We start from the raw sequence: 15,206 nt of genomic DNA, 5'->3' as shown, positions 1-15,206 counted from the left end.
AAAAAGAAATACCAGAACTTAAGCGAGGAAGCGAATTGAGGAGCTAAACCTAACTTGAGACAGATGACTTGAGCTAATTAGCGTAAACAACTTCAGTAATATTGCCGAGGGAAAAGTTTTTCAATCAGTCCTATAATCAGTATTGAGCACCGAAACAGCTGATGCAGGGCTTACGCAAGAACTCTACAGGTAGTGTTAACAGTTACCCTTTAACCCCTACAGGTAGTGTGTCGATGGCTGAATTGCGTAAGCTCTGTTTACCTGTATTAATAGATACTGCTATAAGCATCAATATTTCTTAACTAAAGTTTGTATTTGTTGACGGTTGACGGTTGTCTTGATTAGACCTATCGCAAAAGTATTGTCTTGATGCCGTGCCGAATTGGGGGAAGCCACGGCAGTCGCTCATGGGGGGGACCACGGCAGTCGCTCATGGGCGAGACCCCCGCAGGTCGGCGCTGCCTCCTCAAGATCACAGTGGCTCCCTTTGACAGCGCTACCTTGTCTTGATGCAGTCGCTCATGGGGGAAACCCCCAAGACCGCGCTGCATCGCTGCTGCATCGCTTTTCTGATACTGTTTTTCATAAATTTTGTCTGCTGATCGGAAGTTCCCCGATCCGAAGTTACCGACAACTGTGACAAAGTCTATCAAAACTTCCTGAAATTTGAGAACCCCCGTGCTTTTAGCCGGGGTCAGAAGTTACCGTAAGAATAAGGCAGCCTTAATCATAAAGTTTTAACCCTTTTGTTCATAGCCGACCAACCATAAAGGCTGCCTTATTCTAAGGTTTCGTCTCCGGGATGAAAAACAGAGACTGGAAATATCGGCGTCGTGTCCTCTATTTGACTTCTAACCCAACGCTCTATAAGCTCCCCGACACTGGTATTTGAGTCCTTCGCGGAAAGCTGTAACCACTTCCACACAGTATCTGTAAACATGATAGTGTGTGGTTTTTTGAGTTCGTTATAGTAGACAGGAATTCCTCTCATTCTTTTTTGAGATTTAGATGGATTTTTGCTTGACATTGTTAGACTATACGTATATAGTTATAAACTGATAACAAAGAGGTCGAGGTTGTCAAGTGTACAGGACTATACCGATAAAAGTCAACTTTTCAAGCGAAGAGAAAGTGTTCTGGGAGTTTCAATGCAAGCAAGCTAACAGCCTGTTTAATTGCGCTGTCTACTATGCCAAACAAAAACACTATCAATGGCTTGAAGATCAAGAGGCTTACACCACTTACTGGCGTGGTGATGAGCTAAGACTCGGGTGGAAAACTTACAAGTGCAGTACAAAGTATCCCGAGATAGATAAAGCACTAAAAATGTCACCTCACTACAAGGGAATGGCCGCTCAATCTGCTCAACAAACATTGAAAACCGTAGGAGAGGCGCTTAATAGTTACAACAAATTAGTCGGACTCTACTACCAGGGAAAAGTGGATAGGCCAAAATTCCCTCGTTATAGAAAATCTGGAGGCTTTGCTGCTGTAACTTTCCCAAAACAAGCTCTCACATATAAAGAGGGGTTGTTTTACCCTTCTGTTAGTAAAGAAAGTAAACCTGAGTTACTAACTCAAATAAGCTTAGCCCCTCCTGATTTCATAGATCCTGACTGGGTCAAAGAGGTTACAGTTCGCCCTTGTTACGGACAATTGTGGGTAGATTGGGTTATTGATGATGGGAAGCAACCAGTAACTGATAATCCAAACCTTGATTACTCTCACGGGATCGGGATAGACCATGGCAGCGACAACTGGCTAACCTGCGTTTCGACTTTGGGAAAAAGTTTTATTATTGACGGTCGAAAACTTAAATCAATGAATCAAGGTTACTGTCGCCTTGTTGCTAAACACAAATCGGAAAAATCGGAAAAATATTGGGACTCCCATCTAGACAGAATCCAGTTAAAGCGAAATAATCAGATGCGAGATGCAGTAAACAAAGCAGCTCGGTTTCTAGTAAATCGTTGTTTAAACGATGGGACAGGGAATCTGATATTTGGCTGGAACGAAGGACAGAAAAATCGTTCAAACATGGGTAAGAAGGGTAACCAACAGTTTGTAACCATTCCTACTAAACGACTAATTAAAAGATTGAATCAACTCTGTACTGAGTACGGAATAAACTTTATTCTCACTGAGGAATCTTACACTAGCAAAGCGTCTTTCTTGGACGGCGATTCATTACCAAAACATGGTGAAAAACCCAGCGGATGGATCCCTTCTGGAAAAAGAGTTAGGCGTGGACTATACAAGACCGCCTCCGGGAAGTTGATCAACGCCGATTCAAACGGCGCTGCCAACATACTCAAAAAAGTAACCACACAGTCATTCAACCTGACTAAGGTGGTTAGGGAAGCTTTGACACTTCCACACCGATACGATCTATTCGTGCGGCTCGTTCTGAGTAGGAGCCACTCGTAGTAGAGTGGGGTATGACTCAGGGGAACTGCGGGATTATATCCCATAGTTTCATAACTGTCCTGCGGATGGCGGTGAAAGCCCGCCCCTTGAAGAGATAAGTGACACCCTACCTGGCCACACCGGTGCGATTCGTTGACTAGAAACCTTACCCTATAAAGGGTTCGGGGGATTAGTCGCAAGGTAAACAAACCTTGACAACTTGATAATCATGTTGGTGCAAAACCAACCCTCGTGAAATCCGAGTGACAGCCCTACCCCTACTCACTGGGTCATAACAAACTAAGCGGGTAAAGCGGGGTCGAACAGTGAAACACTACCAGCCTAAGGTGGTGCTAGTAACAGGCAGGGAACTCACGGGTACGAGAGAAAGATACATTTGAGTCGTCGTTACCAGGACGCAGCAAAATAAGGCTGAAATGCTGCTTTCAAATAGATAAAGGAGTAACACAGGTTTATAGGCTCCGGTGTACCTATAAAGATTTCTCTAACTCCCGGCGAATAGTATCACCCTAAAAGTTCACAGAATGGTTATCAGGAACGAAGTAACCTCATAGGCTCTCTCAGAAAGGTCGATTTCTGAGTAGGTAGTTAGCCGCATGACCTATGAAGGAAAGATGGAATCAGAAGCAAAACGCCTGAATTAATACTCAGGATAAGCAGACAGATTCACGTGATAAGGAAAAGATATAGCTATGAGTAACAGTGAAAAAGTCTAAAGCTCGGGGGTTCGCCCCACAGTCGGAATGGAATCGAATCGATTGGCGAAAGCTAGAACGAGTCGTATTTAAGCTGCAAAAACGGATATATCAAGCCTCTCAACGTGGGAATGTCCGCGTGGTAAGAAAACTCCAAAAAATCCTGATGAAATCCTGGTCAGCAAAAATGCTGGCGGTAAGGAAGGTAACACAACAGAACAAAGGCAAAAAGACTGCCGGAATAGACGGGGAAAAAGACCTAAATGGTAAACAGAGACTCGCCTTAGTAGCCAGCCTTAAATTATACAAAAGACCTCAACCTACCCGCCGAGTTTGGATAAATAAGCCAGGTCGCAAAGAAAAGCGTCCTCTAGGGATACCCACTATTTACGACCGAGCACTTCAAGCCTTAGCAAAGCAAGCACTGGAACCCGAATGGGAGGCAAAATTTGAGCCAAACACATACGGGTTCAGACCAGGAAGGTCATGTCATGATGCTATCCAAGCAATATGGACTAATATCAATCAAAAACCTAAATGGGTTCTAGATGCCGATATATCCAAATGCTTTGATAAAATCAACCACAATAAACTTCTCAACAAACTAAATACCTATCCATCCATGAAGCGATTAATCAAAGGTTGGTTAAAAGCGGGAGTAATGGACGAGGGAACATTCTTACCTACAAATGAGGGTACTCCCCAGGGTGGAATAATATCCCCACTTTTGGCGAATATAGCCCTCCACGGAATGGAAGAAGTAGTGAAAAATTACGCCCGATGCTTGCCAGCCAAGACTTACGGCAAAAGTACTCAAAGAATAAAAGCGATAAGCCTTATTCGATATGCAGATGACTTTGTCATCTTGCATAATTCCAAAGAAGTGGTAGAAGAATGCCAAAAGAGAATTAATGAATGGTTAAAGGACATCGGCCTGGAACTAAAACCAAGCAAGACCAGAATAGCCCACACTCTAGAGGGATTCAACTTCCTCGGATTTAACGTACGGCAGTACAAAGGCGGGATACATCAAACAAAGCAAGGTTTTAAAACCCTCATCAAACCATCAAAAGAACGAGTAAAAGAGCACTACAAAAATCTAGCCGAAATTATAGACAAGTTCAAAGCAGCTCCTCAGGAAGCTCTGATAAGCAAGCTTAAACCCGTCATAACCGGATGGTGCAACTACAATAAAAGTCAAGTCAGTAAGGAAACCTTTTCAGACTTAGACAACCTGCTCTGGCACAAACTCAGAAGGTGGGGATATAGGAGACATCCAAGAAAATCAAAATCATGGGTAAATAAAAAATACTGGGGAACCAAAGTTGAAAAACCACTAAAACCCTGGGAAGCTCCAAAGATAGACAATTGGGTTTTTATGACAGGAGAAGATAACTATCTCCCAAAACATGCCAAAACAAAAATTGTCAGACATGTAAAAGTACAAAACACCAGAAGTATATACGACGGAGATTTACCCTACTGGAGCAACAGATTACAAAATCACCCAGAAATGTCAAGCATAAAGGGGAAACTTTTAAAAAGACAAAAAGGGAAGTGTAATCACTGTGGCCTCACTTTCAAGGATGGAGATTTAATGGAAATACACCATATAATACCACGCGCTCAAGGTGGAAACGACCAACTCAAAAATTTTGAGCTACTTCACCTACATTGTCACGATGAAAAACACAGAAACAGGGTAACTAGGAAACAAGAACCCATTACGGATTTTCAAGAACTAGATAACAACCCCTTCTGAGAGGTACCCAATGACAAGGAGATTCCTATCATGAGGAGCCGTATGACGGGAAACTGTCACGTACGGTTTTGGAGACGAGTCAGATGTGGGGCAACTCCCTGGCTTAGTTTAATAGCAAGGCGACATCCTAGCAGAGTGACGCTGGCATCAGGCCGCAACCAGACTAGTCTCAGATGCTAGACACTGGCGGTAATGGGAAGGTGACAAGGGTAACGGATAGCAAAAGTCCTGAAAAAGTGTCTTATCGTAGAGCCGCAATCTGATAGAACCACAGCGAGACTCGATTCCCGATTATCATCACAGTGTTTTGAATAGGATGACTGTAATCTCCGATGAGGGAATAGGCAAATTGGACTGCCCTAAATCACCAAAACAATCTAATGGACGGAACGAGTAAAAACGGTAGCAATAGGTCTGTAGGACGGTCGTACCTACGGTAAGTTATGTCAAACTTAATCCCTACTACCGGGTAAGATGTCACCGGAAACTGGTGACGGGTATTCAGAGTACACAAACCAATGGAGAGCACAGTTAGACGCATGTCCAAAAGATATAGCGAACTTTGGAAAAGCCAACAGTGGAAGAAACTCCGCCAGAATCTTTTCCGCCTACAGCGACGAGTGTACAAAGCGGTTCGAGCTGGTGACTTGAAGAAGGCCAAGTCTCTACAGAAACTGATTCTAAAATCCCGTTCCGCCCAGCTTTTGGCTGTCCGGCAAGTGACACAGCTAAATAAGGGGAAAAAGACGGCTGGAGTTGATGGAAAGTCAAGCCTCAATTACCAAGAACGCATAGAACTGGTGGAAAAACTGAACCACTGTGGTGAAGACTGGCACCACAGTGGACTACGAGAAGTACCAATCCGTAAAAAGAATGGGAAAACTCGGATGTTAAAGATACCTACCATCGCAGACCGAGCATGGCAATGTCTAATCAAATTTGCTCTGGAACCAGCACATGAAGCCACATTCAGTGGGAACAGTTACGGATTCAGGACGGGAAGATGCACCCAAGATGTCCAAAAACGACTACAACTTCACTTGAAGTCAGACGCAAACGGCATCAACAAACGCATTATCGAACTAGACATCAAGAAATGCTTTGACCGTATCAACCACACCGCCATAATGAGTGAACTCATAGCCCCAAAGTGCATTAAGCAAGGAGTATATAGATGCTTAAAAGCAGGCGTTCACCCAGAGTTCCCTGAACAAGGCACTCCGCAAGGTGGGGTAGTAAGTCCCCTATTAGCAAACGTGGCACTAAACGGAATAGAAGAAATACACCCCAGTCTGCGCTACGCAGACGACATGGTAATAATTCTAAAACCAAAAGACAACGCCACGAAGATACTGGATTCTATCAAAGCATTCCTGGCCGAGAGAGGGATGGAAATCAGTGAAGAAAAGACAAGGCTAACCAAAACGACAGATGGATTTGACTTCCTAGGGTGGAAATTCCGCGTTAGAAAAGACGGAAAGTTTTTGTGTATTCCCTCAGAGGAAAATCACAGAGCAATTCGTCAGAAAATCAAAGCCATAGTCAACAACTCGAATTATGGTGCCGAAGTAAAAGCTAAAAAACTAGCCCCAATCGTTCGCGGGTGGCGCAATTACCACAGCAGCTGCGATATGAGCAGCACACGGGATAAGCTATGGTTCATGAACAAAACCGCAAACCGCAAATTCCGGAAGGAAAAGAAAGTAAATCGGTATAGAGCTAATGAACTAGGTAAAAAGGCTTTTCCAAGCGTAGGGTACAGACAAAACCAACACGTGAACGTAAAGGGGACTAAGTCACCCTACGACGGTGACTTAGTATATTGGAGCAAACGAAATTCACGTTTATACTCCAATTCTACTTCAGACGCATTGAAAAAGCAGAACCATTCTTGCGGACATTGTGGACTCAAGTTCATGGAAGACGAACTTGTACACCTTCATCATATTGATGGAAACCACGACAATTGGTCTAAAAATAACTTATTAGCAGTCCATCAAAGTTGCCACCAACAGATACATTGGACACGGACAGAAGTATGTCCCTCTGACTCAGTAGCAGGAGGCAAACGTAAGAGCAAGCCGAAAGGCCGGTCAAAGACCGAGTTTACCTAGGAGCCGTGTGAGGCGAAAGTTTCATGCACGGTTCTGGAGCGGAGGTGCCCTGGATAATCCCAGGCATCGACCGTAATACTAACTTGTCTAAATCATATCGGTATAAGGGTTACGCGGTACGGGAAAACCGCTACCGCGTAACGTCCTTTTAGAATCCCCCGTGTTTTAACCGGGGGAGATGTCAATGTGCCATTTGTTCCAAAATTATCCTAAAATCAGCCAAGATACTGGGCAAATTGTCTCGATTCAGCACAGGTACATGAACAAAGATACAAGAAGTATTGAGGTGATGTTCTCCAAGATACTTCAACACTTCGTAATAGAGTCCTTCGCAGACAAATTTACCAGCATCATGGCTAATCTCACATCCACTCAAGGCAGCTACTAGTTTCTCTAAGTTCACTGGGGTTTGAAGGCAGGCATCTTCACGACTAGCACAGGATTCGACGGTTAATTTGTTCCGCTTACAAGCCATGCCACAACAAATAATCCGATCGGGTTGTATTTGATCAATTGTGGCAATTACCTGAGCACTAGCTTTGGCAATATCAACGGGCAACTGTCTTATAAAAGTCAGGGAAGCAGATAAATCATTGGTTTGAGCAATTTTCTCTAATAAATCATCAGAGGAGTTAGATACCTGATCCGGTAGCCAGGTTTGAAAGGATGTCAGGAGGATTTTTTTGTTCATTCAACAGAACCAATTAAAATAAAAATAGCTTGAATATTCCAATGTAAATGTAAGGGAAAGCAGGTTAATGCCAGTAATTGCGGTTGTAGACTACGACATGGGGAACCTGCACTCTGCCTGTAAAGGGTTACAGAAAGCTGGTGCAACTACCTTAGTGACAGATTTAGCAGCAGATATAGCACAGGCGGATGCGGTGGTACTACCGGGAGTGGGGGCGTTTGACCCAGCGATACAACATTTGCGATCGCGCAACCTAGAGCAAGCGATTAAACAAGCCATTGCCAGCGGTAAACCATTTTTAGGTATTTGTCTAGGTTTACAAATTCTGTTTGAGGCAAGTGAAGAAGGCACAGAACCTGGATTAGGGATTGTGCCTGGCACAGTGCGCCGCTTTCGTCGAGAACCAAGTATTACGATTCCCCATATGGGTTGGAACCAGCTAGAGTTTACTCAACCAGATTGTCCCCTTTGGCAGCATTTATCGGGCAATCCCCGAGTCTATTTTGTCCATTCTTATTATGTTGACCCAGTTGAGCCTGGGATTCGAGCTGCAACTACTACTCATGGGAGTCAAACCGTGACGGCTGCGATCGCTTACAATAATGTCGTAGCAGTACAGTTTCACCCGGAAAAGTCTTCTACTACAGGACTGCAAATTTTGTCTAATTTCGTGGCTGAGGTTAAGAGTTACTGCAATGATCGTACACTTGCTACCAAAGCCTGACAATTATTCTTCATTTAAAATGCTGCTACTACTACTGATTTAATCAGCACGCTCCCCACTGTCCTGTTTTTGGATGAGAATTTACGGCAATCGCCAACTGAAAACTTTGCCAGGACAAATTACCCGCCCGACACCAGCACGGGTGCGGGAGGCAGTATTTAATATTTGGCAAGGCAGTATAGGGAATTGCCGATGGCTGGATTTATGTGCTGGTAGTGGTTCAATGGGTGCTGAGGCTCTATGTCGGGGAGCTGCTTTGGTGGTAGGGATTGACAAATGGGCAAAAGCTTGCTCAATTATTCGTCAGAACTGGCAGCAGATGGCTCAGCCGCAGCAAGAATTTCGGGTGTTGCAGGGGGATGTGGTCAGGCGATTGAAAACCTTGGCTCCTCAGCAGTTTGACCACATTTATTTTGACCCCCCCTACGCTAGTGATTTGTACCAGCCAGTGTTAGATGCGATCGCTCAATACCAGCTCCTCGACAGCAATGGTGAGTTAGCTGTTGAGCATAGCTCTAACTACTGGCAACCACAACCAATCCCCAATTTAGAAATTTGTCGCCAGAAGGTCTATGGCAATACTGCCTTGACCTTCTATTGCCCATTGGTTTAGGTCAGAGGTTTGGTTTAGATCAGGGGTTTATCAGCTCTGGGAAGGAAAAACTAACCCCCAAGTTGGTTACCCCGTTGGTATTGCATATAGGCAGCAAAAAATAACCCCAATAGAGTAACAGGTATTAAGCCAAGGACAATCCCAACAAGCAACGGTTCTACCACACTAAGTCTCCTAATTAAGTTTTTTTACCTGTTTCTCATATTACTAGGTCTGATCAACCTTAGGGTGCTGCTGGTGGTCAAACAGTTATTTATCAAGCATTGTGAGTTCCATGGGTTGACATTGTTCAGTCACACTCAGGAGGCTCTGACCTCATGACCTAAGCCCTGAGTTGACTTGAGTACTTTTTCCTATATCCCAGCTTATATACTAAAATGTATACCTTAGATCTATTCCCTTAGTATCAGGTATATGGAAATTTGGATAGTGTAGCATATAATACAAATACACCACAAGATCTTGATTAATGACTCCATAAATTTTAAGCTATGTTTATAAATAAAAATAATACTTAGTCTAAGTATTCACTTATCATTGCTTAACACAACTTAATCAATGGTTCAGTTTTATCAAGATTACAAGCGCTTTATCGATAGTCAACTTGACAGGAGACCCATTGGAAAACCAGCTGGTCCAACCTAGAGTTCTAGTGCGGCGAGTCACCTTGATAGTACTAGTGGCTTTGCTTGCTATAAGTCTTAGCCTGATCGGAATTCCCATGATGCAGGATTCCGATCCTTATGTACAAAAGGTTTTGTCCCTCAACGGTGATCCAGTCCGAGGTGATGCTATTTTTCAAATCAACTGTGCTGGGTGTCATGGAGCCAACGGGGATGGCAATGTAGGACCAAGTCTACTGAGTATCTCTAAGAGAAAGTCTGAGGTCAGTCTGATTCAGCAAGTGATCAGTGGTAGAACACCACCAATGCCTAAGTTTCAACCTCAGACTAGAGATATGGCAGACCTGTTGAGTTACCTGGAACAATTGTAACTAAAGGTTGAACGCGCACGCGTGGCCAAAGGCCAAGGTTAAATGTTAAATGTTAAAGGTTAAATATTAAAGGTTAAATATTAAAGGTTAAAAGTTGAAAGTTGAACGCGCACGCGTGGCCTTTTGGCCAAGGTTGAAGGTTAAAAGTTGAAAGTTGAAAGTTGAACGCGCACGGGTGGCCTTTTGGCCAAGGTTGAAGGTTTTTCCCCAAGGGCGTCAGGTGTAGGATAGGTTGTTCCCCCAAGGCGATTCGATGTAGGGTAGGTTGAACGCGCACGCGTGGCCTTTTGGGCAAGGTTTAAGGTTTTTAGGCTTTGGCGTTTGAGTAGGGTAGGTTGAACGCGCACGCGTGGCCTATTGGCCAAGGTTTAAGGTTGATGAAGAGCGCTGAAGAAAAAATATGCCCGTTAAATGTTGATTGACTTATAGCATTTCTGGCGTTGCTGATTGATTGGTGATTTAGCATACGGTAATTCTAAATTATACCTGAATTCACCAAGGCTCATCGCTTTTAATATCAATTAAGTTTAACATTTGAAATGTCAATTATAGAAATTTAAATTATATAGGATAACTAGTGAAACGATAGCTAGTCAACGGGGTGCAACTTGTTTTCCTTCCTGAATTTGCTCAGTGGGATGCAAGATGACTATTTCTCCTTCTCGAAGTCCTTGTTCAATAACTGCTTCAAGATTACTGCGCTGACTAATCATAATCTGACGTTTCTTAGCTTGGTTGTTTTCCAGCACAAAGGTACAGCAGGTCTGGAAGTTGATACTCCCTTGATGATCTGAAAATTGGTTAGTTCCCTGTGTTTTCCTTGTTCCAGAGACAGACAGATCATCCCTATTTTGGGCAATGGAGTCAAAGGAGCTATGTTGTTGTGAGTCGCAGCGGAAAATGGCACTTAAGGGAACGACTAGCACATCTGAGCTTTCCCAAACTACAATCCGTGTTTCTACCCGGTAGCCATCACCTAAAGGAATTGGGGAATCTACAAAATTAGCGATCGCATTCACTCGCTGTTCTTCTACCCCAAGAGCTGAAATTTTAGTAAAACCTGAGGGTTCGACGTACTTCACCTGAGCGTTTAGGGTGCGCTCTCCCCCCCAATGTTCAATAAACATTTTTGCTCCTGGCTTGACTTTGACCGCATCAGTAGAAAGCAAATCAACGACAATCTCTAGGTCGGCAGGATTCCCTAGTTCCAACAGGGGGGTTCCGGCTTGTACATATCGAGCACTTTCCTGATTGACTCGTAGGACATAACCATCAATTGGGGAGTAGATTTCAGCACGGGCTACTACTAATGTGATCGCTATCACCTGAGCTCGCAATTGCCATAGGTCACGTAAGAGTTTACGGTCTAGGGAATTCATGGAAGTCTAAGACCAACCGAAAATATCAGGAACAGGCAAGATGCCCATTCCACAGGTGCGAGCCCGTTGGTGCGAATTTAATTCTTAATAGGTCAAGGGCACCTAAAAACTCTTAAAATCATTCCATTATTAAGGAACGCTCCATTTTTTATAACTGCTGTTCTTCTTTATAAAACAAAGCTTCACACACTAATGTCAAGGCGAACAGACAGCAAACGAACAAAGTTGTTAATAATATTGCCATCATAGCTGACACCTCCTTGGGAAGTCTCTTACTTTCTGACTCCCTCTAGTTCTTTTATAGCTCCGGTTTTCTATCGAGCTAGGTAATTTGATTCAATTCTTAACATACTCAATCGTTGACTTACCACTCTAAATCTTCAGGAGCAATCTTAGTCTGATTACTATGTACACTAATAATCTCACCACTACCCATGGTAATCACCCGATCTGCCATAGCCGCAATTCCAGCATTGTGAGTAATTACAGCAGTAGTTCCAATTCCTGATTGACTCGCTCCAATACATTCAATACTAGCTTACCGGTCTGAAAGTCTAATGCTCCGGTTGGTTCATCACATAGGAGCACTTGAGGACGTTTGGCAATAGCACAAGCGATCGCAACCCATTGTTGTTCACCCCCAGATAATTGAGCTGGAAAATGGTTAAGGCGATGGGTTAGTCCTACTAGTCCCAAAGCTTCCCGAGGACCCATCGGACGAGGAGCAATTTCGGTCACCAAAGCAACATTTTCCTGAGCCGTCAAGCTGGGAATCAAATTATAGAATTGGAACACAAAACCGACGCACTCCCGACGGAAGCGGGTAAGAGCACGATCATCACCACTTGATAGATCACGATTATAGAATTTGACTTGTCCGAAGGAGGGAACATCAAGTCCTCCGAGAATATTCAGCAGAGTGGACTTGCCACTTCCAGACGGACCAAGCAATACTACAAATTATCCTGCATAGAGGTCAATAGTAACTGATTTTAGTGCCTGAACATTCACCTCCCCCATCTGATAGGTTTTAGTCACGTCACGCACTTGGAAAATAAGTTCATTGTTCATATAGCGGTTGGCGACTTTATTAAGTACGTATTTCTAGGTTTTTAGGGAACAGGGAACAGGGAACAGGGAACAGAGTATTTAGCATTAAACCTAAGTTATTTATTATTGCCAATTTAAATAATTATTTTTGGGTACAATTTTATGAATTAAAATATCTAGAAATTGCTATAAGTTATGATTAATTATTTCAATAGTAATGACTAGATATTAATCCTCAATCAATTGTGACAATAATTGTCTCTCCGATCTCCGATTTCCGATTCCCGATTCCCGATTCCCGATTCCCGATTCCCGATTCCCGATTCCCGATTCCCGATTCCCGATTCCCGATTCCCGATTCCCGATTCCCGATTCCCGATTCCCGATTCCCGATTCCCGATTCCCGATTATATTTACTAGATCAATTAAATTGCTGAGCATAAAACCGAGCATAACGACCACCTTTTTCTAACAATCCTTCATGGTTACCCGATTCAACAATTCGTCCTTGTTCTACTACCAGAATCCGGTCAGCACGGCGCACTGTTGCTAATCGGTGAGCAATAATAAAAACAGTGCGGTCTTCCATAATCCGTTCTAAGGCTTCTTGTACTAAGGCTTCTGATTCTGAGTCTAAAGCGGAAGTGGCTTCATCGAGAATCAAGATTCTAGGATCGAGCAGTACCGCTCGTGCGATCGCAATCCGTTGTCGTTGCCCTCCCGATAAATTAATTCCCCTCTCCCCTACCCAAGTGTGATATCCTTGGGATAGTTTAATAATGAACTGGTGAGCATTGGCAATCTTAGCCGCTTCCTGAACAGCTTTAAAGTCAGGTTTTAACTGACCAAAGGCAATATTCTGAGCAATAGTACCTGAGAAGAGAGTGGTATCCTGGGGAACAATCCCGATCTGACGCCGTAGACTATTGAGGGTAATATCTTGGATATTGATTCCATCAATCAGGATTTCTCCAGATTGCGGGTCATAGAAGCGGGGTAGGAGATTAACCAAAGTAGTTTTCCCAGCACCCGAAGCGCCGACTAATGCGATCGCATCTCCCGGAGCAATTTCTAAATTCAAATTTCTCAGTACAGGCTCACCAGATTGATAAGCAAAGCTCACATTACAGTATTCCACCCTACCCGTCGCTGGGGGAAAAACTATAGCGCTTGGCTTTTCGATTACCGTTGGCTCAAGGGCAAATAGTTCAAAGATACGGTCTATGGATGCTTCTCCCTGTTTGAACTCATTATAGTTTTGGGTTAAGATATTGATCGGATCAATCAACATGGCAACACCGATACCGTAACTGACAAACTTGGAAGCCGTGAGGTTACCCTCAGCAATTTGCCATGCTCCCAACAATAGTAGTAACAAGAAGCACAACGCTTCGAGAAAACCGACTATTGGAAACTGAATTGCTCTGAGGCGTTCAGCAGCATACTTGGCTTTGCGGTTGTTTTCCGCTTCTTGACTAAATTTTTCCAGGGTATAGTCTTCTGCAGCAAAAGCTTGGATTAATCGAATCCCGCTAAACACTTCCGTCAGCATTGCGGACAGATCCGATATCCGATTTTGGCTGCGATGGGAGAATTTCCGGATCTGTTCCCCAAACCAACCAATCAACAACCCCATCAATGGTGCAATAATTACTATGGCTAGGGTCAGTTCTGGATTAATATAGATGACAGCAGTTAATACTACAATCAGTTGCAAGACACAAGGAATAAAATCACGAACAATTTTGTAAATCACCTCCCCAATCCGATCAAGATCTTCCGTGAGTCGGTAGGTAAGGTCACCAGTTCTAGCAGCTTCAAAGTAACCAATACTGAGGCGCTGCAAATGGTTAAAAACGTTTTCGCGTAAATGAAGGGCAATGTGTAGTGAAGCTTTTGCTGATAGAGTATATAAACAGTACTGCGCTATTTTCTGGGTCAGAAACACAACAGCAGCTAACCCAGCTAGCTGAAGACTCCTGACCAGTTTTCCCTGTCCGACCACATCAAAAAAGGGCTCAGATAGCCAAAGGAGTAGGGGCCAGCAGACAGTGAATACTAATGTCCAAACCAATGTCTGAGCCAGAGTTAAGCGTTGGGAACGAAGGTAAGGTCGCAGTTGCCAGTAACTAGAGTGGGGTTTCAAGTGTCAATCGGGAGAATGATGGCTTCTGTTTTAACCTATCACTTAGCGCTAGCTGATGGTGACAAGTCCCGGATTTGCCTGAGATGGCTCAAACCATGGCTCAAACAGTTGGGAATTAAAAACCTTGGTTGGTTGGTGGGCATTGGTGACCAAACTTCGTTAGAAGTGGTTTGGGATTTGCCCAGCCAATGCCCACCCTACAGACTTCCCAAAATGCGATTGACCGTTCGTGCAGCGTCGGGCAAAGCCCGTGCATGTCACGCTTGGCCTACGGCCTCAGCTTCCGCGCTTGAGCGATTGACCCTTCGCGCAGCGTCGGGCAAAGCCCGTGCATGTCACGCGGGGCGCGTTCGCACTTGCATGCATGCCTCTAGCATGCATGCCTCTAGCATGCATGCCTTTGCCTGCAATACTGGTGTTAACAACCGAGATCCAAACACGCTTATTGTGATATCGTGATTATTGGTTGGTATTCAAAATGTGAACTACTGTGGCGTTAAGAAGAATTCTTTGAGCTGTCTTCGAGCTTGAAGCCCAAAAAAGCCTTTCACTCTCAGATAACTCAGGATGTGATTAAACCACTGAAGAAAACTATAGAAGCATTTAAGACA

14 protein-coding genes are annotated in these 15,206 nt (G+C 43.9%); 9 read left to right on the top strand and 5 right to left on the bottom strand.

Going from position 1 to position 15,206, the window contains the following annotated elements; genetic code table 11:
- The first annotated feature begins 369 nt into the window (after positions 1-369).
- The 4 genes from BJP34_RS44755 to BJP34_RS28630 all read left to right on the top strand — a co-directional run bounded on the left by BJP34_RS44755 (position 370) and on the right by BJP34_RS28630 (position 6,998).
- A complete protein-coding gene (locus BJP34_RS44755) occupies positions 370-510 on the top strand; it encodes a hypothetical protein (protein ID WP_158517529.1) in 141 nt (46 codons plus the stop codon).
- A gap of 573 nt (positions 511-1,083) precedes the next feature.
- Positions 1,084-2,427: an RNA-guided endonuclease InsQ/TnpB family protein gene (locus tag BJP34_RS28640; protein ID WP_070395279.1), complete on the top strand. Its 1,344-nt coding sequence runs from the start codon at positions 1,084-1,086 to the stop codon at positions 2,425-2,427.
- Between the two features lie 702 nt (positions 2,428-3,129).
- Positions 3,130-4,884: a group II intron reverse transcriptase/maturase gene (ltrA, locus tag BJP34_RS28635; RefSeq protein ID WP_070395278.1), complete on the top strand. Its 1,755-nt coding sequence runs from the start codon at positions 3,130-3,132 to the stop codon at positions 4,882-4,884.
- 518 nt (positions 4,885-5,402) lie between these two features.
- A complete protein-coding gene (locus BJP34_RS28630) occupies positions 5,403-6,998 on the top strand; it encodes a group II intron reverse transcriptase/maturase (RefSeq protein WP_324610969.1) in 1,596 nt (531 codons plus the stop codon).
- A 181-nt stretch (positions 6,999-7,179) separates the two neighbouring features.
- On the opposite strand, the gene BJP34_RS28625 is transcribed toward BJP34_RS28630, so the two are convergent.
- Positions 7,180-7,689 carry a peptidase C15 gene (locus tag BJP34_RS28625; RefSeq protein WP_070395277.1) on the bottom strand — a complete coding sequence of 170 codons (510 nt, stop codon included), beginning with the start codon at positions 7,687-7,689 and terminating at the stop codon, positions 7,180-7,182.
- Positions 7,690-7,756: 67 nt separating this feature from the next.
- On the opposite strand from BJP34_RS28625, the gene hisH reads away from it, so the two are divergent.
- Together hisH and rsmD are read left to right on the top strand one after the other, a co-directional pair.
- Complete coding sequence (gene hisH, locus BJP34_RS28620; RefSeq protein ID WP_070395276.1) at positions 7,757-8,413, top strand: imidazole glycerol phosphate synthase subunit HisH; 657 nt, start codon at positions 7,757-7,759, stop codon at positions 8,411-8,413.
- 73 nt (positions 8,414-8,486) lie between these two features.
- Positions 8,487-9,026: a 16S rRNA (guanine(966)-N(2))-methyltransferase RsmD gene (gene rsmD / locus BJP34_RS28615; protein ID WP_070395275.1), complete on the top strand. Its 540-nt coding sequence runs from the start codon at positions 8,487-8,489 to the stop codon at positions 9,024-9,026.
- Between the two features lie 50 nt (positions 9,027-9,076).
- On the opposite strand, the gene petG is transcribed toward rsmD, so the two are convergent.
- Positions 9,077-9,190 carry a cytochrome b6-f complex subunit V gene (gene petG / locus BJP34_RS28610; RefSeq protein ID WP_070395274.1) on the bottom strand — a complete coding sequence of 38 codons (114 nt, stop codon included), beginning with the start codon at positions 9,188-9,190 and terminating at the stop codon, positions 9,077-9,079.
- A gap of 455 nt (positions 9,191-9,645) precedes the next feature.
- Here petG and BJP34_RS28605 point away from each other — a divergent pair, with 455 nt between their 5' ends.
- The gene (locus BJP34_RS28605; protein ID WP_070395273.1) at positions 9,646-10,020 is read left to right on the top strand and encodes a c-type cytochrome; all 375 of its coding nucleotides are present in this window, start codon (positions 9,646-9,648) and stop codon (positions 10,018-10,020) included.
- A 593-nt stretch (positions 10,021-10,613) separates the two neighbouring features.
- On the opposite strand, the gene BJP34_RS28600 is transcribed toward BJP34_RS28605, so the two are convergent.
- Both BJP34_RS28600 and BJP34_RS28595 read right to left on the bottom strand, forming a co-directional pair.
- Entirely contained in the window at positions 10,614-11,399 is a 786-nt protein-coding gene (locus BJP34_RS28600; protein ID WP_229424070.1) for an efflux RND transporter periplasmic adaptor subunit, read from the bottom strand.
- A 483-nt stretch (positions 11,400-11,882) separates the two neighbouring features.
- Entirely contained in the window at positions 11,883-12,350 is a 468-nt protein-coding gene (locus BJP34_RS28595; protein WP_229424069.1) for an ABC transporter ATP-binding protein, read from the bottom strand.
- 354 nt (positions 12,351-12,704) lie between these two features.
- Between BJP34_RS28595 and BJP34_RS44750 the strand changes: the two genes are divergently transcribed.
- Complete coding sequence (locus BJP34_RS44750) at positions 12,705-12,869, top strand: hypothetical protein (RefSeq protein ID WP_158517528.1); 165 nt, start codon at positions 12,705-12,707, stop codon at positions 12,867-12,869.
- Between the two features lies 1 nt (position 12,870).
- On the opposite strand, the gene BJP34_RS28590 is transcribed toward BJP34_RS44750, so the two are convergent.
- Positions 12,871-14,595 carry an ABC transporter ATP-binding protein gene (locus BJP34_RS28590; RefSeq protein WP_070395272.1) on the bottom strand — a complete coding sequence of 575 codons (1,725 nt, stop codon included), beginning with the start codon at positions 14,593-14,595 and terminating at the stop codon, positions 12,871-12,873.
- A gap of 15 nt (positions 14,596-14,610) precedes the next feature.
- On the opposite strand from BJP34_RS28590, the gene BJP34_RS28585 reads away from it, so the two are divergent.
- The gene (locus tag BJP34_RS28585) at positions 14,611-15,054 is read left to right on the top strand and encodes a hypothetical protein (protein WP_149031234.1); all 444 of its coding nucleotides are present in this window, start codon (positions 14,611-14,613) and stop codon (positions 15,052-15,054) included.
- Positions 15,055-15,206 lie beyond the last annotated feature (152 nt).

This window comes from Moorena producens PAL-8-15-08-1 (assembly GCF_001767235.1).
Taxonomy (GTDB): Bacteria; Cyanobacteriota; Cyanobacteriia; order Cyanobacteriales; family Coleofasciculaceae; genus Moorena; species Moorena producens_A.
Note: the sequence above shows the minus strand (reverse complement) of the source record. Positions and strands in the feature narration are given on the sequence as shown.